This is a genomic window from Robertmurraya kyonggiensis, assembly GCF_005116465.1.
GTDB classification, from domain to species: Bacteria; Bacillota; Bacilli; order Bacillales; family Cytobacillaceae; genus Robertmurraya; species Robertmurraya kyonggiensis.
This window is the reverse complement of the sequence record NZ_SWBM01000001.1, coordinates 1,712,880-1,732,360: the sequence shown is the minus strand read 5'-3', so window position 1 is coordinate 1,732,360 and position 19,481 is coordinate 1,712,880. Positions and strand designations below refer to the sequence as shown.

General features: G+C 37.0%; 26 protein-coding genes. 23 read left to right on the top strand and 3 right to left on the bottom strand.

Annotated features, from left to right (window positions below; genetic code table 11):
- Nucleotides 1-43 precede the first annotated feature (43 nt).
- On the top strand, nt 44-382 hold the full coding sequence (locus FA727_RS08655; RefSeq protein ID WP_136830500.1) for a helix-turn-helix domain-containing protein: 339 nt from the start codon (nt 44-46) through the stop codon (nt 380-382).
- Nucleotides 379-684 carry a DUF5658 family protein gene (locus FA727_RS25080; protein WP_368732003.1) on the top strand — a complete coding sequence of 102 codons (306 nt, stop codon included), beginning with the start codon at nt 379-381 and terminating at the stop codon, nt 682-684. The genes FA727_RS08655 and FA727_RS25080 overlap by 4 nt, the downstream gene beginning before the upstream one ends.
- A gap of 45 nt (nt 685-729) precedes the next feature.
- Here the strand turns inward: FA727_RS25080 and FA727_RS08650 are convergent, their stop codons facing one another.
- Nucleotides 730-1,656, bottom strand: coding sequence for an NAD(P)/FAD-dependent oxidoreductase (locus tag FA727_RS08650; protein ID WP_136830499.1), 927 nt, complete (start codon nt 1,654-1,656; stop codon nt 730-732).
- Nucleotides 1,657-1,885: 229 nt separating this feature from the next.
- Between FA727_RS08650 and FA727_RS08645 the strand changes: the two genes are divergently transcribed.
- The 19 genes from FA727_RS08645 (at nt 1,886) to FA727_RS08555 (ending at nt 17,259) form a co-directional block, all read left to right on the top strand.
- Nucleotides 1,886-2,728: a DegV family protein gene (locus FA727_RS08645; protein WP_136830498.1), complete on the top strand. Its 843-nt coding sequence runs from the start codon at nt 1,886-1,888 to the stop codon at nt 2,726-2,728.
- Between the two features lie 284 nt (nt 2,729-3,012).
- Nucleotides 3,013-4,524, top strand: a complete 1,512-nt coding sequence (locus tag FA727_RS08640) for a sensor histidine kinase (RefSeq protein WP_246041758.1) — start codon at nt 3,013-3,015, stop codon at nt 4,522-4,524.
- Between the two features lie 71 nt (nt 4,525-4,595).
- On the top strand, nt 4,596-5,201 hold the full coding sequence (locus FA727_RS08635) for an SCO family protein (protein WP_281280872.1): 606 nt from the start codon (nt 4,596-4,598) through the stop codon (nt 5,199-5,201).
- Nucleotides 5,202-5,412: 211 nt separating this feature from the next.
- Nucleotides 5,413-6,138 (top strand): SGNH/GDSL hydrolase family protein, encoded by a 726-nt coding sequence (locus FA727_RS08630; RefSeq protein WP_246041756.1) that lies wholly within the window; start codon nt 5,413-5,415, stop codon nt 6,136-6,138.
- Nucleotides 6,131-6,709, top strand: a complete 579-nt coding sequence (locus tag FA727_RS08625; protein ID WP_136830495.1) for a YpmS family protein — start codon at nt 6,131-6,133, stop codon at nt 6,707-6,709. Before FA727_RS08630 ends, FA727_RS08625 begins: the two co-directional genes overlap by 8 nt.
- Before the next feature lie 23 nt (nt 6,710-6,732).
- Nucleotides 6,733-7,275: a peptide-methionine (S)-S-oxide reductase MsrA gene (gene msrA / locus FA727_RS08620; RefSeq protein ID WP_136830494.1), complete on the top strand. Its 543-nt coding sequence runs from the start codon at nt 6,733-6,735 to the stop codon at nt 7,273-7,275.
- A complete protein-coding gene (msrB, locus tag FA727_RS08615; RefSeq protein ID WP_136830493.1) occupies nt 7,268-7,696 on the top strand; it encodes a peptide-methionine (R)-S-oxide reductase MsrB in 429 nt (142 codons plus the stop codon). The genes msrA and msrB overlap by 8 nt, the downstream gene beginning before the upstream one ends.
- A 211-nt stretch (nt 7,697-7,907) precedes the next feature.
- The gene (locus tag FA727_RS25430; protein WP_136831048.1) at nt 7,908-8,024 is read left to right on the top strand and encodes a YjcZ family sporulation protein; all 117 of its coding nucleotides are present in this window, start codon (nt 7,908-7,910) and stop codon (nt 8,022-8,024) included.
- A 167-nt stretch (nt 8,025-8,191) separates the two neighbouring features.
- Nucleotides 8,192-9,028: a putative beta-lysine N-acetyltransferase gene (gene ablB / locus FA727_RS08605; RefSeq protein ID WP_194138507.1), complete on the top strand. Its 837-nt coding sequence runs from the start codon at nt 8,192-8,194 to the stop codon at nt 9,026-9,028.
- 65 nt (nt 9,029-9,093) lie between these two features.
- The gene (locus FA727_RS08600; RefSeq protein WP_136830492.1) at nt 9,094-10,506 is read left to right on the top strand and encodes a sigma-54 interaction domain-containing protein; all 1,413 of its coding nucleotides are present in this window, start codon (nt 9,094-9,096) and stop codon (nt 10,504-10,506) included.
- A 375-nt stretch (nt 10,507-10,881) separates the two neighbouring features.
- Nucleotides 10,882-12,297, top strand: a complete 1,416-nt coding sequence (kamA, locus tag FA727_RS08595; RefSeq protein ID WP_136830491.1) for a lysine 2,3-aminomutase — start codon at nt 10,882-10,884, stop codon at nt 12,295-12,297.
- Nucleotides 12,298-12,299: 2 nt separating this feature from the next.
- The gene (locus FA727_RS08590) at nt 12,300-12,578 is read left to right on the top strand and encodes a YokU family protein (protein WP_136830490.1); all 279 of its coding nucleotides are present in this window, start codon (nt 12,300-12,302) and stop codon (nt 12,576-12,578) included.
- A 92-nt stretch (nt 12,579-12,670) separates the two neighbouring features.
- Complete coding sequence (locus FA727_RS08585) at nt 12,671-12,895, top strand: YozE family protein (protein ID WP_136830489.1); 225 nt, start codon at nt 12,671-12,673, stop codon at nt 12,893-12,895.
- 108 nt (nt 12,896-13,003) lie between these two features.
- A complete protein-coding gene (gene rpmG, locus FA727_RS08580) occupies nt 13,004-13,153 on the top strand; it encodes a 50S ribosomal protein L33 (RefSeq protein ID WP_136830488.1) in 150 nt (49 codons plus the stop codon).
- A gap of 70 nt (nt 13,154-13,223) precedes the next feature.
- Entirely contained in the window at nt 13,224-14,423 is a 1,200-nt protein-coding gene (locus tag FA727_RS08575) for a GTP-binding protein (protein WP_136830487.1), read from the top strand.
- 209 nt (nt 14,424-14,632) lie between these two features.
- Nucleotides 14,633-15,343, top strand: coding sequence for a germination protein YodN (yodN, locus tag FA727_RS08570; protein WP_136830486.1), 711 nt, complete (start codon nt 14,633-14,635; stop codon nt 15,341-15,343).
- Nucleotides 15,344-15,692: 349 nt separating this feature from the next.
- Nucleotides 15,693-15,866, top strand: a complete 174-nt coding sequence (locus FA727_RS08565) for a YozD family protein (protein WP_136830485.1) — start codon at nt 15,693-15,695, stop codon at nt 15,864-15,866.
- Nucleotides 15,867-15,977: 111 nt separating this feature from the next.
- Nucleotides 15,978-16,748, top strand: coding sequence for a sporulation protein (locus FA727_RS08560; RefSeq protein WP_136830484.1), 771 nt, complete (start codon nt 15,978-15,980; stop codon nt 16,746-16,748).
- Nucleotides 16,749-16,950: 202 nt separating this feature from the next.
- Nucleotides 16,951-17,259: a YodL domain-containing protein gene (locus tag FA727_RS08555; RefSeq protein WP_136830483.1), complete on the top strand. Its 309-nt coding sequence runs from the start codon at nt 16,951-16,953 to the stop codon at nt 17,257-17,259.
- Between the two features lie 30 nt (nt 17,260-17,289).
- Here the strand turns inward: FA727_RS08555 and yoyE are convergent, their stop codons facing one another.
- Together yoyE and FA727_RS24915 are read right to left on the bottom strand one after the other, a co-directional pair.
- Entirely contained in the window at nt 17,290-17,418 is a 129-nt protein-coding gene (yoyE, locus tag FA727_RS24920; protein WP_281280870.1) for a protein YoyE, read from the bottom strand.
- Between the two features lie 15 nt (nt 17,419-17,433).
- Nucleotides 17,434-17,562: a hypothetical protein gene (locus tag FA727_RS24915; protein ID WP_281280869.1), complete on the bottom strand. Its 129-nt coding sequence runs from the start codon at nt 17,560-17,562 to the stop codon at nt 17,434-17,436.
- Nucleotides 17,563-17,702: 140 nt separating this feature from the next.
- On the opposite strand from FA727_RS24915, the gene deoD reads away from it, so the two are divergent.
- Together deoD and FA727_RS08545 are read left to right on the top strand one after the other, a co-directional pair.
- Nucleotides 17,703-18,404 (top strand): purine-nucleoside phosphorylase, encoded by a 702-nt coding sequence (gene deoD / locus FA727_RS08550; protein ID WP_136830482.1) that lies wholly within the window; start codon nt 17,703-17,705, stop codon nt 18,402-18,404.
- Nucleotides 18,405-18,578: 174 nt separating this feature from the next.
- Nucleotides 18,579-19,421 carry a M15 family metallopeptidase gene (locus FA727_RS08545; RefSeq protein ID WP_438646612.1) on the top strand — a complete coding sequence of 281 codons (843 nt, stop codon included), beginning with the start codon at nt 18,579-18,581 and terminating at the stop codon, nt 19,419-19,421.
- The last annotated feature ends 60 nt before the right edge of the window (nt 19,422-19,481 follow it).

Genomic DNA, 19,481 nt, shown 5'->3' with positions numbered 1-19,481 from the left:
TAAATGGACGTTATTTTGTAGCTTTTAAGAAGGGGTAATGAGAATGGTAGGTGAACGGATTAAACAATTAAGAACCAAAAAAGGGTACTCGATATCAGAATTAGCGAAAATTGCTGGTGTTTCTAAATCATATTTGAGCTATATTGAACGAAATGTTCAAAGAAATCCATCATTACAATTTTTAACCAAAATTGCGGAAACGCTAGAAACAAGTATGGAGTATTTGTTGGAAGAAGAAATACAATTAGATGAAGAGTGGATTTCACTGATAAAAAAGGCTATAAATGATGGAGTCAGTAAGGAGGATTTTCAAAAATATCTAGACTTTGTCAAATTTAAAAAGTGGGAAGAGGATCAACACGATCCAAGTATTCGCCTATGAGAATCGGTCCTGCTTTGTTCGTTTACTTAGCGATTTTGAATTTTTTTGATGGGGGTATGACATTTATAGGAATTTACTTTGATATGATTGAAGAGTTTAATCCACTAATGGCGGTAGTAATCTCCAAAAATCCATGGTCATTTCTCCTTATGAAGTGCTTTTTATCTGTTTTTCTGCTTCTGGTATTCTATTTTATAAAAGGTCAGACGATCTCAAACTTCTTAAAAACTCTTATGTTATGCTCTGTGATTTTGTATACCTCTGTATCAATACTTCATGTAACGTGGTTATTCTTAAATTAAGAATCCGATACCAAATTCTAGGTACCGGACCAATGAAAATGGCTATTAGTTTTGCAGTAATAGCTCTGAAATATACTTAGTTGTGATCATTCCTTGCCCGGCTGAAAGGGATATACTGCAATAAGCTGCAGGAGTACATACATCACCGATGGCAAAGATGAATGGGATATTTGTTTGACCTAGTTTATTAACAACGATGTTTTCTTGGTTGTCGAGTTGAACAATATCTTTGACAAGAGTACTATTCGGTACATTTCCGATTCGGATAAGAATTCCGTCTACTTCGATGCTTCTTATCGTCCCATCATGCTTCACTTCAATACGTTCAACCCTTGTCTCCCCGTAAATCGCGGTCACAGTGGCGTCTGTAAGAATTTCGACATTTTTATGATTTAATACTTCGTCTTTGTATGTATTTCTTGCCCGAAAATGAGTGGAGCGATGAATTAAGACAACCTTGGCTCCAGCATTTGCTAAAAGCATAGCCCCTTCAAAAGCTCGATCTCCGCCACCGACTATGGCAACTTGTTTATTCGTGAATTTATCTTTATGACGGGTCGCAGAGTATACTTCTCCTCTTTCTATCATTTCCTTTTCGCCAGGGATGTCAAGTGTGCGATGCTTAGCACCTGTAGCAATGATTAGATATTGATAGCTTGCTTCGAGTCTGTTTCCGTCCTTAAAATAGTGTATTGTCTTGTTAGTAGAATCGATCTCAGTTACGACGCTATTACTACTAATATTACATTTTAGGGTATGTATTTGTTCGATTAAGCTTTTTTGCAGCTCTTTTCCGTTTTCAATTATTTTACCAGGATAATCAATAATTTGATTAAAGATTTGCTCCAATTGTCCTCCCGGTGTGTGATTGGATTCCAACAGTAGATGATTTAATTTAAGACGATTACTCCAGATGGCTGCTGATATTCCAGCCATTCCACCGCCAACTATGATAACATCATATTTTTCCATCTTTAATAATGCCTCATTTCCACTTCTAGTCGTATCATTATACCCGAATATTTCTAAAGTTTAAAGTTCTTGTAATTGGGGAAAGCAAATGTCAGAAGAATAGAAAATGATGAAGACGTAGCACTATGTGTTCAAGAAAAAGTCACTATTCACAGATAATAGTTAACATTATGAACAAAATATCGTGTATAATAGTGCGATAGGCAACCAAGGATTAGGAAGTGATGGTTTGAATAAAATTAAAATTGTAACAGACTCAACAGTGGATCTAAATAATGAATTAATTGAAAATTACGGGATTGAGGTTGTTCCTTTGTCCTTGTATATAGATGGACAAGTGTATACTGATGGACAAGATATTACTCCAGAAGAATTCGTCCAGAAAATGAAAGAATCAGGAGAACTACCGAAAAGCTCTCAGCCACCTACAGGCGTCTTTTTAGAAGTGTATGATCGCTTGTTTGATCAAGGGTATGATGTCATTTCCATTCATATGACAGGTGGGATGAGTGGTACTGTTCAATCAGCCCAAACTGCAGCTAGTATGGCAAAAGGGAAAGTAACAGTAGTGGATTCACGCTTTATTACTAGAGGATTAGCCTTCCAAGTGATCGAGGCTGCAAAATTTGCTCAAAGTGGTCATTCTCTTGATGAGATTCTCGATGCTGTTCAAAAAGTTCGTGATAATACAAGATTATATGTCTATGTAGATACTCTTGATAATCTAATAAAGGGTGGAAGAATAGGAAAGGCGCAAGGTTTTATCGGGTCTCTTCTAAATATTAAACCGATAGCAGCACTCGAGGATGGGGTTCTTGCACCTGTCACAAAGGTAAGAAGTCATTTAAAGGCTGCGAAGTTCCTAGCAACAGAATTTGCTAAGGATGTCGAAGGAAAGACGGTTAAGGCTGTTGCAATTGCTCATGCTGAAGGGTTGGAGCTTGCAGAAAAGGTTAAAAAGGCAGTTTTTGAACTAACTGGATATGATAAAATCGATATTGTATATACAACTCCGATAGTCAGTACGCATACTGGACCCGGTGCAATTGGGTTTATGTATTATTTCGAATAAGAACTGAAAAACCTGAACATAGCTGTTCAGGTTTTTTTAGCTTCAGGATAGCTATACAAGCTTTGTGAACGGTTACATAAATTACTAAAAATGATGAAATTTGAGCCTGCAAAGAAGGATTCTACCTAATTATGTCGAAAAGAAGAATAACAATAAATATCTAGGGGATGAGTATGTTTAAATTCTTCAGAAGTATTTCACTAAATACGAAAGTTATGATCTTAACCTTATGTATCTCCTCGTGCATTGTTTTATTTACTGGTGGGATCGCTTTATCACTGCAAATGAAAGAGATGAAAGAGCAATTGACTGCTCACCTAGTGGGGGTAACATCCCTTTGGAGTTCGACGATTCAAACTGAAGATGTGGAAAAAGTGATCGAAACAAAGGATAATCAAAACCCACATTATCAAAATATATCAGATCAGTTGTCTCTAATAAATGAAAAAAACTCGAACGTACAACATGGTTACATTCTTAACATAGACATCAATGATGGCGGAGTGACGCCTCTTGTCACATCCAAGTCCTGTGAGGAGCTTGGTATGCGTGTGTTTTCAAGCTTTGATGTACCAGATGTTTTCAAGGAAGTTGCCGAAAAAACGATTGAAACAAAGCAGATCACTCACACTGATGTATATAAAGCTGAAGGAACAAGTTGGATCTCAGCATTTTCACCAGTCCTTAATCAGGATGGCGAGGTCATCGCTCTTTTAGTCATTAGCACGAAAGCAACGAGCATTGACTCCTTTCAAAAAGAGATCGTACTTTCACTATGTGCCATCTTTTTAATTATTACTATATTGGTTTACTTCATTTTCAAGAAATTATTAACTAGGTTGTTAGATCCAGTTAACGAAATTATCAGTGGGATTAATGAAGTTAGCAACGGGAATTTTCAAGTAAAGCTTCAGGTCGTTGATGAAACTGATTTGGGGAAATTGATGACTCGTTTTAACTACATGACCGAACAGCTTTCTCTTTTATTTGAACGATTAACGATAACTTCTAGGCATTTAGGAGACGGTGGTCATCATTTCCGTCAAAGCACGAAATTCGAGGATGCTATCGATGAAATGGAGAATATCATTCAAAAGACGAAAATACTAAAGGAACTACAGAGAGCTGAGAAAATGAATGCAATCGGCCAGTTGGCAGCATCTGTTGCGCATGAAATTCGTAATCCAATGACAGTCGTGAAAGGATTCTTACAAATCTTTAAAACGAAAAAAGAGCTTTCAGATGAAGAGCAGGCATATGTAAAGCTGATGATTGATGAAATGAATCGAGCTGAAACGATTATCAACGATTATCTATCTTTGGCAAAGCCAGATATGGAAAGCATGGAAAGAGTTGACGGAGTGTCTCTTGCGAATAAGGCGATGGATCTGATGAATTCTTTTGCAATGATGTCAAAAAACATACAATTAGAAACCAAAATTGAAGAGCAGGTTTTTGTTAATGGAAATAGAAGTGAGCTTAATCAAGTTCTTATTAATATTTTGAAGAATGGGATTGAGGCTATGAAGGACGGAGGGACTCTAAGTTTAAGAGTCTATCAAGATGGCTCATTTGGTGTATTTGAAATCAAGGATAGTGGAATCGGAATGTCTCAAGGTGAACTCGAAAGACTCGGAACAGCTTTCTATTCGCTGAAGGAAAAGGGAACTGGGATGGGACTGATGGTTTGCTATCAAATTATTGAGAGAATGAAGGGTAAAATTGACGTTGTCAGTGAGAAAGGGAAAGGTACGACCTTTACGATTAGTGTCCCGTTAGATGAGTCTCAGGAATAATAGGTTCTGTCATTTTCTAATTGTACAGACTTTTCCCTTTCTTCTTTCCACCTTGTCTGCTAAAATTGACCATGAATCAAGCAGGAATTGCAGGTGGGAAAATGAAAATTCGTTTCAGTATATTAGCAATTATCGTACTCGTTTTAATGACAGCTTGTGGGAACGAAGGAATTGAAGACCCTTTAAACTATGAACTTGAGGATTTCACTTTTACGGATCAAAATGGTCAGGAGTTTGGAAAAGAGGATTTAAAAGGGAAAGTATGGATGGCAGATTTTATCTTTACGAACTGTGATACGGTTTGTCCGCCGATGACCTTTAATATGACAAAACTCCAAAAGATGGCTAAAGAAGAAGGCATAGAAAATGTTGAATTTGTATCATTTTCTGTTGACCCGGAGATTGATACACCGGAAGTCATGAAGGAATATGCCGGGAAATTTGAATTAGATCAAAGTAATTTTCACTTTTTGACCGGCTATAAACAGTCATTTATTGAAACTTTTGCGTTAGACAATTTTAAAACGTTAGTAAAAAAGCCAGAAAATCAAGATCAAGTTATCCATCAATCCTATTTTTTCTTAGTTGATAAGGAAGGAACCATCATGCAGTCTTATTCAGGGGCTAGTGATACTCCTTATGCGGAAATTATTGATGATATAAGATCACTGCAGTAAGTGGACCCTATTTTTTAGGGTCTATTTTTGTTTTTACGCTTCGATGACTTTGTGTATATTTCTATCCTTGTTATAATTAAAGAAAGCTAAAAAAGGGAAGGTGAAAAATATGAAGAGAATATTCACCTCTTTTTTTCTTTGTTTATTCCTTTTAGTTGCTTGCAGTCAGACTAGATCCGCAGAAACTTATTTATCGAATAGGGAACTAAGTGTGGACAAAAAGGAACAAATCCCAGCCGATTTTCTTCCGAAGTCTTATACAATCGTATCTGTAGGTGATTCTCTTACACAAGGCGTTGGAGATAGTACGAAAAGAGGTGGCTACCTTCCATATTTGGAAGAACGACTAGAACAAGAAAAGGGTATTAAGGACGCCACTATATATAACTATGGTGTGAGCGGAAATCGTACATCTCAGGTATTGAATCGTTTAAAGAATCAAGAAGTTAAGGGTGCGATTCAAAAGGCCGATATTGTATTGATTACAACGGGTGGTAACGATGTGATGAAAGTAGTGAAAGAGAATTTTCCAGAACTTAATCTAAGGGATTTTGATCGGGAACTCATTAGCTATGAAAAGAACTTAACTTCCGTTTTCGATACAATAAGAAAAGAGAATCCTGATGTAACAATCGGATTGATCGGACTGTACAATCCATTCTATACTCTCTTTGCAGATGTGAAGGAAATGGAACTCGTTACGGCTAAATGGAATCAAGTGAGCCAAAATGTTTTGGCGAGGTATGACAATTCTCTATTTGTTGGGATTGCAGAAATCTTTAAGGAAAGCGAAGAAAATTTACTTTATACGGATTATTTTCATCCGAATGATAAGGGCTATCAGCTGATGGCGGATAAGGCATTTTCCGTACTTCAAAATGAAGCTCTTGAAAATTTATATGTGGCTGCGCAAAAGGAGAACGAACTAGATGACTAAAAAATGGAAAACTTTATTTTTTCTCCTTTTAGGTATTAATCTTCTAATCCTGTTGCTATTTTTTACTTTAATCAATATTCCGATTAAAGAAGAAGACAATCAGAGTAGAGACAAAGTAAATCAAGAAGACGTTCAATTTCAAATTAATGCAACCAAATCTGATTTAAACCGAATTATCAACCATTATATTGAACAAGAAGGGCTGAAAAGTCCGATTGCATATGAAGTCTTTTTAAAAGATGAAGTTGAGCTTTATGGGACGATGAAAATCTTTACAGAGAATATTGAAATGAAGCTGACCTTTGAACCTGAGGCATTATCGAATGGCGACCTTATTTTAAGGCAAAAATCGATTCAAATCGGAAAAATACAGCTTCCTGTTGCTTATGTAATGAAATTTATTAGTGAACAATATGATTTTCCAGAATGGGTCAACATTCAACCGAATGATGAGATCGTATACGTCGCCCTTCAAAAAATGAAGTTAAAAAGCGATATTAAGGTAAAGGTTAATAAATTTGACTTAAAAAATGACGATATCCGTTTTTCTCTACTAGTTCCAACGAAATAACAAATATTTGGGTGGTGTAAGGAATGGAGAACAAAGAGTACGAACTGGCTACCTTTGCCGGTGGTTGTTTCTGGTGTATGGTGAAACCGTTTGATGAGCAGCCCGGCATCATAAAAGTTTTATCAGGCTATACAGGGGGACATAAAGAGAATCCAACCTATGAAGAGGTATGTAGTGAAACAACTGGTCATTATGAAACGGTGCAAATTACGTTCGATCCCAATGTCTTTCCATATGCAAAATTGTTGGAGTTCTATTGGCAACAAATTGATCCGACTGACCCAGGAGGTCAATTCTATGACCGAGGTCAATCCTATCAAACAGCGATCTTTTACCATACAGAAGAGCAAAAGGCTTTAGCAGAGAAGTCTAAGCAACAGTTGCAAGAGACCGGACCTTTTAATAAACCGATTGCGACAAAAATACTTCCTGCGAAACGTTTTTACGAAGCGGAAGAGTATCATCAACATTTTTATAAGAAAAATCCAACCCGATACAACGCTTATAGCCAAGGGTCTGGAAGGGTAGCATTTATCAAAAATCACTGGGGTGAGAAAAATGAATAAAGAGGATCTGAAGAAAAAACTGACACCGATTCAATACGAGGTAACGCAAAACAATGGGACGGAAAGGCCTTTTCAAAACGAATATTGGAATGAGTTCTCTGATGGGATTTATGTAGATATCGTTTCTGGCAAACCATTATTTAGCTCAAAGGATAAGTTTGATGCAGGATGTGGCTGGCCAAGTTTTACGAAGCCGATTGAAGAAGAAGAGGTTATCGAGAAAGAGGACAGGAGTCATTTTATGGTACGTACAGAGGTTCGAAGCAAAACTGCTGACTCCCACCTTGGTCATGTTTTTGATGATGGACCTGGACCAACTGGTTTACGTTATTGTATCAATTCTGCTGCAACCCGTTTTATTCCGAAGGATAAGCTGGAGGAAGAAGGGTACGGGGAGTATTTGAAATTGTTTGAGGAATAATCAAAAAGGCGCTGCCAAAAGGAATTCAATCCAACCTTTAGGCAGCGTTTTTATATTTATGGGCATATACACATACAGGTCAAGTACCCATCGCATATATTGGCAGTGTTAAGAACCTAATATATGTTTGAGGGAGGAAGCTATTATGGAACAAATTAAAGGCGGCTATGGTGGCCAACATTATGGCTGTGATACTTGCTATGAACAACCAATGTATGGATATGCTTATCCTAGTTATGTAGGTGGAGTTGGTACAGGTGGCGGTTTCGCTTTAATCGTTGTGTTGTTCATCTTATTAATCATTATCGGCGCTAGCTATTGTAAATAAGTCAGTAAAAAGAAATTATCCTTTTAAAAAGGGTAATTTCTTTTTATATTGGACATCGTGCGCGACTCTAATTAATTGTCGATTGGAATTTCTTTTCAAAGAGTGGGAACTTCCTTTAGAATTTAAGTGAATGGTTAAAAAAATATATGAACGGGGAGGAGTAAAATTTGAAATCATTCATAGATGAAAAAAATTATTTTATAGAAGTATACAATGACCCGTTTAATAAAAGAATTCGTATTGATGATCTACGTGGGAATTTGCAGGAGGCTATTCATAAGGCAGAGGAACTTGCCGTCCACTCACAGGTGGAAAAATTGATTATAAAGGGAAGAAGAGAACAGTATATAGCTTTACTTGAAAAAGGATTTCAATGTGAAGCGATGATTGACGACTACTTTTTAGGCTCAGATGGGTATTTTTTTTGCAAGTACTTCACTGCTGAACGTAGAAATAGCGAATATATTTTAAAAGAAAACGAGATAGTCAAAAATGTTCAAGACCTTCCGCAAAACAGCGGGTCCATTTCTCCACCTAAGGAGTATGAGTTAATGCTAGTCTCAGAGGCAGAAGCTTTGATGCTTGCTCGTTTATATAAACAGGTATTTGAAGTATATCCAGCGCCGTTACATGATCCGGAGTATATAAAAAAGACAATGGCGGATGGCACAATTTATTATGCTTTTACATACGGAGATGAAATCGTTAGTGCTGCGTCTGCAGAGATAAGTTTTGTTTATAAAAATGCTGAGCTAACAGACTGCGCCACACTTCCAGAACACCGGAAATTTGGATTGATGAAAATTCTATTAGAAAAGCTAGAAGAACAATTGAAAGCAAAAGGAATCTTCTGTTCTTACTCGATTGCCCGTGGCCTTTCTTTTGGAATGAACGCAGCATTGCATCAGCTTTGCTATCGTTATCGAGGCAGATTAATCAACAATTGCTATATCTTTGATAAGATTGAAGATATGAATGTTTGGGTGAAGAATTTAGCTGAATAATATGAAGCGCCGAATTCTCGCAGAAGAGTGCCGATTTTTCGGCGCAATGGTTGGAGGTGATAAGATTGACGAAAGAAATTGCTATCTCGAACGAAGTCTTGAAAGCAATTTTATCAAGAATAGACGAAGGTATTCATGTCGTTGATACGGAAGGAACGACTATTTATTACAATGAGGTCGCTGCGAGACACGATGGAATGAATGTTCAAGATGTGATTGGAAAACCATTACTCCATGCATTTCCTTCTCTAAACAAAAGCACGAGTACACTTCTACTTGTGATGGAAACGAAAAAAGCCATTTATAATCAAGCGCAGAGCTACACCAACGTTTACGGGAAAAAGATTGAAACAATGAATACAACGCTCCCAATCTTTGTGGATGGGAAGTTAGTCGGAGCCATGGAAATTGCCAAAGACTACAGTTCAATGAAAAGATTATCAGAGCAACTAGTTGACCTACAAAAAAAGCTTCTTTCCAAAAAGAAGTCCTCAAACTCCAAGAGTACAGTTACCTACACCTTAAATGATCTACTCACGAAGAATCCATATTTTATTCAAATAAAAAAAGAAGCTGAAAAATTAGCACTCTCTCGCTCTCCTATTCTTGTTTTTGGGGAAAGTGGTACGGGGAAGGAACTTTTTGTACAAGGGATCCATCACGCATCCACTCGACGAGCTTATCCGTTTATTGCTCAAAATTGTGCGGCTATTCCAGAAAATCTTCTTGAAAGCATTCTATTTGGTACATCGAAGGGAAGTTATACCGGGGCTGTTGACAGACCGGGACTATTTGAACTTGCTGATGGTGGAACGCTATTCTTAGATGAGCTTCATACTATGCCTATTGATCTTCAGGCGAAGCTTTTAAGAGTATTAGAGGATGGAATCGTTCGAAGAGTAGGAGCTACGAAGGATATTCAGGTTGATGTTAGAGTGATTACAGCTATGAACGTTCATCCTAAGAAAGCATTGGAGCACAACCAAATTCGGTCAGATTTATTTTATCGTTTAAATGTGCTGACATTTGAATTAGTCCCATTGCGAGAACGAAAGGAAGATATTCTCTATTTAACAAAAGTTTTTATTGAGCAGTTTAATAACCAAATAGATAAAGATGATGTGTGGATTACAGATGAAGTTCGAGAGTTATTCTTCAACTATACATGGCCTGGAAATGTACGAGAATTAAAGCATACAATCGAGTATATGATGAATGTATATGATGGGACGAAACTTACGATAGAGGATTTGCCGATGATGCTAAAGGAATATATCCATAAACAGAAAAGCCCCCGTAAGGAAGCTCGGAAGTCTATATCTTTTCGAGACAAAGTAGAGGAGTTAGAGATGAAATTGATTGAAGATGCACTCACGACTACGGGTGGAAATATACAACAAGCAGCCCAAATGCTACAAATTCCACGACAAACGCTTCAATACAAGTTGCAAAAATACAAATTCCTGAATGCCGAATAATCGGCATTTTTTTGTTGGAATAGCTCTGTTAAAAGTGGGAGTTGAATTACATTTGCATTGAAAAATAGGCTGAAAAAATCCGGCTAAATCAAGAAATTTACCTATTTCTCTATGAATAACCGGAAATTTTCCGGTTAAGCTATACATTTTCATGATTTTAAGGCTTTTTAGATCAATTAGCGGAAAATCTCCGCCTAATTGACCTAATAAACTATAATTCTTCAAAATTAACGGAATTTCTCCGGTTAAGTAGGTGCAACTTTCGAAAATCTAAAAATCAACATTGAGGGCCAAAACCCGTTCTTACCTTCTCCCATCTACATTGGCACGATACTTGCATAAATTACTACAAATGAGAGTGTAGGGGGATTTGTAGTGAAACAAACCTTATATAAACCGAAGCGCCATTGGAAAGAAATTGAGTTATGGAAGGATGTAACTGAGGAGCAATGGAATGATTGGCTCTGGCAGTTAACAAATACAATTCGAACATTAGAGGATTTGAAAAAAGTCATTAATCTAACACAAGAGGAAGAAGAAGGGGTAAAGATATCCACAAAAACAATTCCACTAAACATCACGCCCTATTATGCTTCATTGATGAATCCAGATGATCCACGTTGCCCTGTTCGGATGCAGTCTGTCCCAGTTTCGAAGGAAATTCACAAAACAAAGTATGATCTAGAAGATCCGTTACATGAGGACGAAGACTCGCCAGTACCAGGACTTACTCATCGCTATCCTGACCGGGTTCTTTTTCTCGTGACTAATCAATGCTCCATGTATTGTCGTTATTGTACTCGGAGGAGATTTTCAGGACAGATTGGGATGGGAGTTCCAAAAAAGCAGCTTGATGAAGCGATAGGGTATATTCGAAACACCCCTGAAGTCAGAGATGTTCTTATTTCAGGCGGAGATGGCCTATTAATAAATGACACCATTTTAGAATATATATTGAAAAATTTACGAGAAATTGACCATGTAGAGATTATCCGCATCGGAACACGTGCGCCTGTTGTTTTTCCACAACGAATTACGGAAAATCTCTGCAATATTTTAAAAAAATATCATCCAATTTGGCTCAACACGCATTTTAACACTTCGATTGAGATCACAGAGGATTCGAAAAGAGCATGCGAAATGCTTGCAAACAGTGGTGTACCAGTTGGGAATCAGTCTGTTATCCTTGCGGGTATTAATGACAGCGTGCCGATCATGAAAAAGCTAATGCATGATTTAGTTAAAATTCGCGTTCGGCCATATTATATTTACCAATGTGACCTTTCAGAGGGAATTGGTCATTTTCGCGCTCCAGTTTCAAAAGGTCTTGAAATCATCGAAGGTCTTAGAGGACACACTTCCGGCTATGCTGTGCCAACATTCGTCGTTGATGCACCTGGTGGTGGCGGAAAGATTGCGTTACAACCGAATTATTTAATTTCACAAAGTGCAGATAAAGTCGTGTTGAGGAACTTTGAAGGGGTCATTACTACTTATCCGGAGCCAGAAGGCTATGTTGCGGGTACGGCAGAAGGTTATTTCCAAAAGGTTTATCCAGATATGGAGGAGAAGCGGTCTAACATTGGTATCTCAGCTTTAATGAATGATAAGAAGTTCAATTTAGTTCCGGAAGGGATTGAGCGTTTGAATCGTCGTGAACAGTACGATAGTGATCCGAACCATCATTCTTTAAAAGACAAACGAGATAAGAGAGATCAGTTAAAGGAGAAGAAGTTCAAATCTCAACAGGAAAAATATGAAAAGTCTTCTTCAGAAACGAAGGAGGCATAAGGATGAGCAAATACTGTGCATGGTGCAATAGTGGTGAAATCCGTCGAGAAGAACAATCAGTCTATTGGGAGTTGCCAGATGGTACAAAGGCTATTGAGATTATTGAGACGCCGACCATCGTTTGTTTGGAGTGTGGAATGATTTATCAAGAAGACTCCATTGTGAAGGAAATTGAGGATCAACTTTTTTTAATCAATACAAAGGATTTGGAAAAAGTCATCTCTTATCGAGAATTGATGGAAAAACCAAGACTCTTAAAAAGGAATTACTTTGATTTCTAGTAGCTTCAATTGGTGGGTGTTGCTAGTAGACGTTTAGTCGGTAGATGGGTTATAGTAATAGTCAAAACATGAGCAAAGGGAGAAATGTTTGAATGCTCAAATCCTTCTACCATTTTCTAATGAAATATAGACATCCAAAACCACAAAATCCTATTAATCATTTCGCCAATTCTGCCTATGAGGATCATAGTTTTCCAAAGAACAGTGAAGATTATGAAGAGTTGAGTAATTACTTGGAATTAAATGGACAGTATTTACCGAGCATGATTGTGTTTGATGATGCATGGGAAATTTATATCGTGACAGAACAAAGATGACGCCTTTTGGCGTTTTTTTTTGTTTTTGGTTCCTTGACAAACGTATTAATTAAAGATAAATTATAAATCGTAATAATTTCGATTTATAATTTTGAGGAGGTGATGTTAATGCGTGTAAAAATAACTCTACAATGTACAGAAACAGGTGATCGGAATTATATTACTACAAAGAATAAGCGCAATAATCCGGAAAGGCTTGAGCTAAGGAAATACTCTCCTCGGCTGAAACGGTATACGATACATCTCGAGACAAGATAATATGAGATTCTATTTTTTTATTGGTTAAATCGTAATGATTTTGATTTATGGACGAAAAGGAGATTTAAATATGACGGACAAACGAATTCCAGTAACAGTATTAAGTGGTTATTTAGGGGCAGGTAAAACAACATTGATGAATCATATCCTTCAAAATCGTGAAGGTTTAAGAGTGGCAGTTATTGTTAATGACATGAGCGAAATTAATGTGGATGCTGAGTTAGTAAAACAAGGAGGAGGCTTAAATAGAACTGAGGAAAAGCTTGTAGAACTCTCAAATGGGTGTATTTGTTGCACATTGAGAGAAGACCTATTGATAGAAGTAGAACGACTTGTGGAGTTAGGGAATATCGATTACATAGTCATTGAATCTACAGGGATTAGTGAACCAGTGCCTGTTGCCCAAACTTTTTCCTATATCGATGAAGAGCTAGGGATTGATCTCACCAAACATTGTAGACTGGACACGATGGTGACAGTTGTAGATGCAAATAGATTTTGGCATGATTTAGCCTCAGGAGATCTTCTTCTTGAAAGAAGCCAAGCTGCTGGAGAAGGAGATGAGCGAACAGTAGCCGATCTGTTAATTGATCAAATTGAATTCTGTGATGTGTTGATTCTTAATAAATGTGATTTGTTGGAGGAAGATGAATTAAAACAGCTTGAGGTATTGTTAAGAAAACTTCAACCAACCGCAAAATTTTACCGTTCAATACAGGGCAAGATTGAGTCTTCAGCGATTCTCAATACTCGCCTTTTCGATTTCGAAATAGCGAGTGAATCAGCTGGGTGGTTACAAGAATTGGAGGCTCCCGAGCATACACCAGAAACGGAAGAGTATGGGATCAGTTCCTTTGTTTATAGAAGTCAATTCCCTTTTCACTCTGAAAGATTTAATACTTGGGTGGGGGAAATGCTTGAGATGGTTGTTAGAGCAAAAGGAATCGTGTGGTGTGCAACTAGGAATGAGCTAGCATTATTATTTTCACAGGCGGGTCCATCTGTGCAATTAGAGCCTGTTTCCTATTGGGTAGCGGCTTTGCCAACAGCTCAACAAGAGCAGTATTTAAAAGAAGAGCCTACATTGAAAGAGGATTGGGATGAGACATTTGGTGATCGTAAGAACGAAATCGTCTTGATCGGAATTGATATGGATAAAGAGTTAGTAAAATCATCTCTGGACCGCTGTTTGCTAACTGAGGACGAGATGCTGCAAAATTGGAAGGATATGCGTGATCCTTTTAATTGGAATATAACATCTGCAGTATGAATTGATAGAGCCTACATCATTTTGTGTGGGCTCTAATTTTTAGTTTTGCTATTAAAATTTTTATACATGAGATTCATAAATAGCCTTATAAACACCATTAAGCAAGAATTGTTGCCAAAGAATGGGAGCGACATATAACGTACGGATTTTCTTGATCGAGCATATAATATCGTATAAATTTCACGACTCATCATTAGGAGCTGGAGGCAATGAAAGAAAGGAAAAAACCTAAATTTAAAATCGGTGATACAGTCGTGATCACAATTTATGGTACGGTAGGAAAGGTAACCGATGTTAAATGGCTAGATGGGATGCATGTGTATGGGGTTAATGGCAGTGAAGGACTATTCATGGAATCCAGTCTTCAGGATATAGAAGAATATGAAGGAAGCATCACGGAAAAAGAGCAAATTGATATTGAATATCGTTACTTTATAGGAGACCTTGTTCAGGTAAGAGGATATGGTGCAGATTTATTTAAAATCGTTGGGTTTCGCACTGAGATTTGGAGATATAAAGAGGATGCATGGGAAGATGTAATTTACGAGCTTGCAAGGGTAAAAGATGGAGAGTGGCTTGAAGCTGGCGATGAGGAGCTAACACTCGTAGCTGATGCAGATAGCGCGGATACCTTTATCCAAAAGCTAGGACTCTTGTATTTGGCCAATAAAAAACAAAACACAGTTGAAGTTCAGGAACCGATGCTTGCTCATCGAAAAGCAGAAAAACAAATTTTAGATGAGAAAAAAGAATTAAGGCAGACGATTGATACGCTGCTTGATATATATAATGATTATTCGGTGTTATATGAACTATTTCAAGATGAAGAATATAAACATATTATGAGAGTTGTTGTAAGGAAACTCCAAATTCTAGTTGGCAATAATCGTTCCCTCAATCAAAGGAAAAGCAACATATAGGTTAGCAAAGGAATACCTAGTATCAAAACCCCTTTAAAAAGTAGCGAGGTTATTTTTTCAAAAATCGCTAGCGTGTGACTTTCTTCAAGCTGTAGATCTTCTCGAATTGTTTTGAATGTCTTTGAATTGGTTATCATCTATATATCCTCCTATTTATCTTATAAATTCATTTCTTGAGAATTGTCTGGTAGATGAGTCTACGCGGTATCTTGATGAATCGCGTGTTTCTTACTATCCATTTCTATGCTTGTCCATCACATAAATATGACTATAAGGAAACATAAAATTTGTCTGTAGAAGAATGAAAATAAGTTCGCCATCATACATTCTGTACAAAGGGGGCGATGCTGTGAGAGAAATTGAAGTATTTATTGATACGGATGAAATTGCAGATTTTTTCTTCCAGGAATTATTACGAAGAGGATACGCACCTTCTGAGGGTGAAGTAGAGGAGCTCGCAGACATTACTTTTGAATATTTATTGGCAAAATGCATTATTGATGAAGAAATGGAAGATAGATAAAAAAATGTTCGCCATCAGGCGAGCATTTTTCATGTTAAATGAAACTATTTCTTTTGGCATTCGTATATTTTTACATAGAAAAATAAAATTTGATTATTGGGAGGAAATGGGATGTCGTTTTTTAATAAGGTGTTTGCTAGTGTAGGAATTGGTGCAGCTAAAGTAGATACAAAGCTTGAAAGAGAAACCGTTGCACCAGGTGAAGAAATTAGAGGTGTAGTTGAGATTCAAGGTGGAAATATTGAGCAAACGATTGATTCGATCTATTTGACGATCCATACAACATACATAAAGGAACGGGATGACAAGAAATATACGAATGTAGGTCAAGTTGATAAATTCAAACTAACAGAACCGTTTACTATACATGCGAATGAACGAAAGGAAATTCCGATTGCGTTTCGAATTCCAAGTGACACACCTTTAACGATTGGAAGAACAAAAGTATGGGTGACAACTGGGTTAGATATTAAAAACGCTGTTGATCCATCAGATAAAGATTTTATAAAAGTCGTTCCTAATCGCTTAATGGAGGCAGTGTTAAATGGAGTGAGTGATTTAGGATTCCGTTTACGCGAAGCGGATTGTGAAGAGGCACCTTATCGTCTCCGCCGACGTCTGCCTTTTGTACAAGAATTTGAATTTGTACCAGTTTCAGGTCTATATCGTGGACGTCTAGATGAACTTGAGCTTGTCTTTTTCCCTACTTCAAGTGATGATATGGAAATCCTGCTACAGGTAGATAGAAGAGCACGAGGGTTAGCTAGCCTATTTGCTGAAGCGTTAGAAATGGATGAAACTAACGTACGTTTTAGAGTATCTTCAGCTGATATTCCGGCTATTAAACAAAAGATACAAAGTGTGATAAATCAATATTCTTAAAAGTTAGACTTTCAGGCTGAGGAAGTGTGGAAAACTTATTTAGATAATCTATTACGATGAAGCCCAAATCAATGTGGCTTCATCGTTTTTTTTGTCAAATTAAAAAGTTACCTTCGACAATAATAGTGAAGTTTTGATGAAGGAATCGACAACAGTAATCTTTAATGTAATAAAGCAAGAAACTTTTAGGAGGGTGAGGTAAATGATTTATGAGTTATATCGAGTAAAGAAGAAAACATACGATGTTACCATTTTTCAAACTCCTGAATTTAGACAAGCGAAGGGATATAAGAAGGTTTATAGAATCGAAGTCGAAGGAAATACACACGACGAGTGCTTAGAAAACGTCTTCCGTCAATTTAATATTGTGGATTGCATGCCAATAGACTATGAAGGAAGGTTTATGTGTACAGGAGATATCGTGTTTATTGATGAAGGGAGATTAGGACAATCCTATTACAAACTCGTCCCTGGTGGTTGGATGAAGATTAATCGCATTCATATTAGATGAGAAAAACCGGGAACATTTCCCGGCTTTTCTTTACGTATTTTTTCGATCCTTAGATGTATTTTCTTTTGCATGAGCTTCATGCTCAGCAACGATTGCTTCAGGTGGAATATGATTATTTTTCTTTGGTTGATTTACTCGATTTCGATGCTTTTTGCCCATGGGAACCTCCAGTGTTTATTGTTTGTGTTGTCTTCTCACAGTTAAAGAAGTGTGCGGTTCTGTATTTCTCCTTGAAGATGGATTAGTTTCATTTGCATGCTGGACAGCCTGCTTAAGCTTCTTGCTCATTTTTTCCTTTGGCATCTTTGTTCCTCCTTTAAAAATGCTACAGATAGTTTTCCCGGATAAAATAAAAAAATCCCTCATGAAAATCCTTCACTCTACAAACAATATATTTCGAGGTATAATAGGACAGAGCTCTAATTTTAAGGAGGAAATACATAATGAGTATACATATTGGTGCAAAGGAAAATGAAATCGCAGAAACGGTATTACTTCCAGGTGATCCGTTACGCGCAAAATATATTGCGGAAACTTTTTTAGAGAATGTAGAGTGTTATAACGAAGTACGTAATATGTTTGGGTTTACTGGTACATATAAAGGAAATAGAATTTCGGTTCAAGGAACAGGGATGGGAGTTCCTTCTATCTCCATTTATGTAAACGAACTCATGCAAAGCTATAATGTTCAAAACTTGATTCGTGTTGGTACTTGCGGAGCTATTCAAAAGGATGTAAAGGTTCGTGATGTAATATTGGCAATGACTGCTTCAACTGATTCGCAAATGAACCGCTTAACTTTTAATGGAATCGATTACGCACCAACAGCAAATTTTGAACTATTGAAAAAAGCTTATGATGTTGGTCAGGAAAAAGGACTTAACCTAAAGGTAGGAAATGTTTTTACAGCAGATATGTTCTACAATGACAATGCTGAACATGAAAAATGGGCACAATACCAAATTCTTGCGATTGAAATGGAAACTGCAGCTCTGTATACCTTAGCTGCTAAGTTTGGACGCAATGCTCTATCTGTTTTAACAGTAAGTGATCACTTAATCACTGGAGAAGAAACAACAGCTGAAGAAAGACAAACAACTTTCAATGAAATGATTGAAGTTTCATTAGAAGCTGCGATTAAATAGGGGTCAAAAGCTTCACTTTTAAAAGTGGAGCTTTTTTCTAATCTTAAGAAACAGTCCAATCCTACCAATTAATTTCCCTGTTATTATAGAAAAAGATATTGTAGAATAAGTTAGTAATTCTATATTGGAATTTAACTGTTAAATATACATGCTACTAATTCTTAGAAAAATTTGGTGGAAAAAATGAAAAAAACTATTGTACTAATCAGCGGAATAAGTTTAACACTGTTTTTAGGTGGATGCAGCGAGTTCGATGGAATTGTAAGCAAAATTCCATTTGTCAATCAAAATGACAATCAAGCGGGGCCAAAGGATACTGTACCTGTAGAAGAAGAGCAAAAGCCAACAGAAGTAACTCAGGAATCACCTGAACCTAAGCTTGAGTCACAATTCTTTAATGAAATTGTAGAAGTGGATGGGAGAAGCATAATTCAAAATCCCTTAAATATCTTATCACTTGTGAATAAGCAATTTGCGTTACCAGACTTTTATGCGCCCGAAGATCTTGTACGTCCAAATGTACCTTTCTCTTTTGGGAATTTGGATATTGAAAAAAGCTATATGCGAAAGGAAGCAGCGAAGCATTTAGAAATTATGCTAGCAGCTGCAAAAAAAGAAAATCTAGAGATTTTCGCAGTGTCAGGCTATCGTTCTTACGAAAGACAGAAGAGTGTCTTTGATGCGAAAGTAAGTCAAGCGGGAGTAGCGGCAGCGTCAGAAGTCGTTGCTGTTCCTGGAAATAGTGAACATCAGACTGGTTTAGCGATGGATGTTTCGAGCCATAGTGTGAACTTAGAATTAATCGAAGAGTTCGGTGAAACGGTAGAAGGCAAATGGTTAGCAAACAATGCTCATAAATTCGGCTTTATCGTAAGATATCCAAAAGGTAAAGAAGATATTACAGGCTACCAGTACGAACCGTGGCATTTTCGCTATGTAGGTGTGCAAGCGGCAACTGTAATTTTCGAAAAGGAACTAACCCTTGAAGAATATTTCGATATCGTGGAAAAAATATAAGTCTCTTCATACTTTGTTAATATTTTGTTAATGGATTGTACATTTTTCTTTGTTAATTTA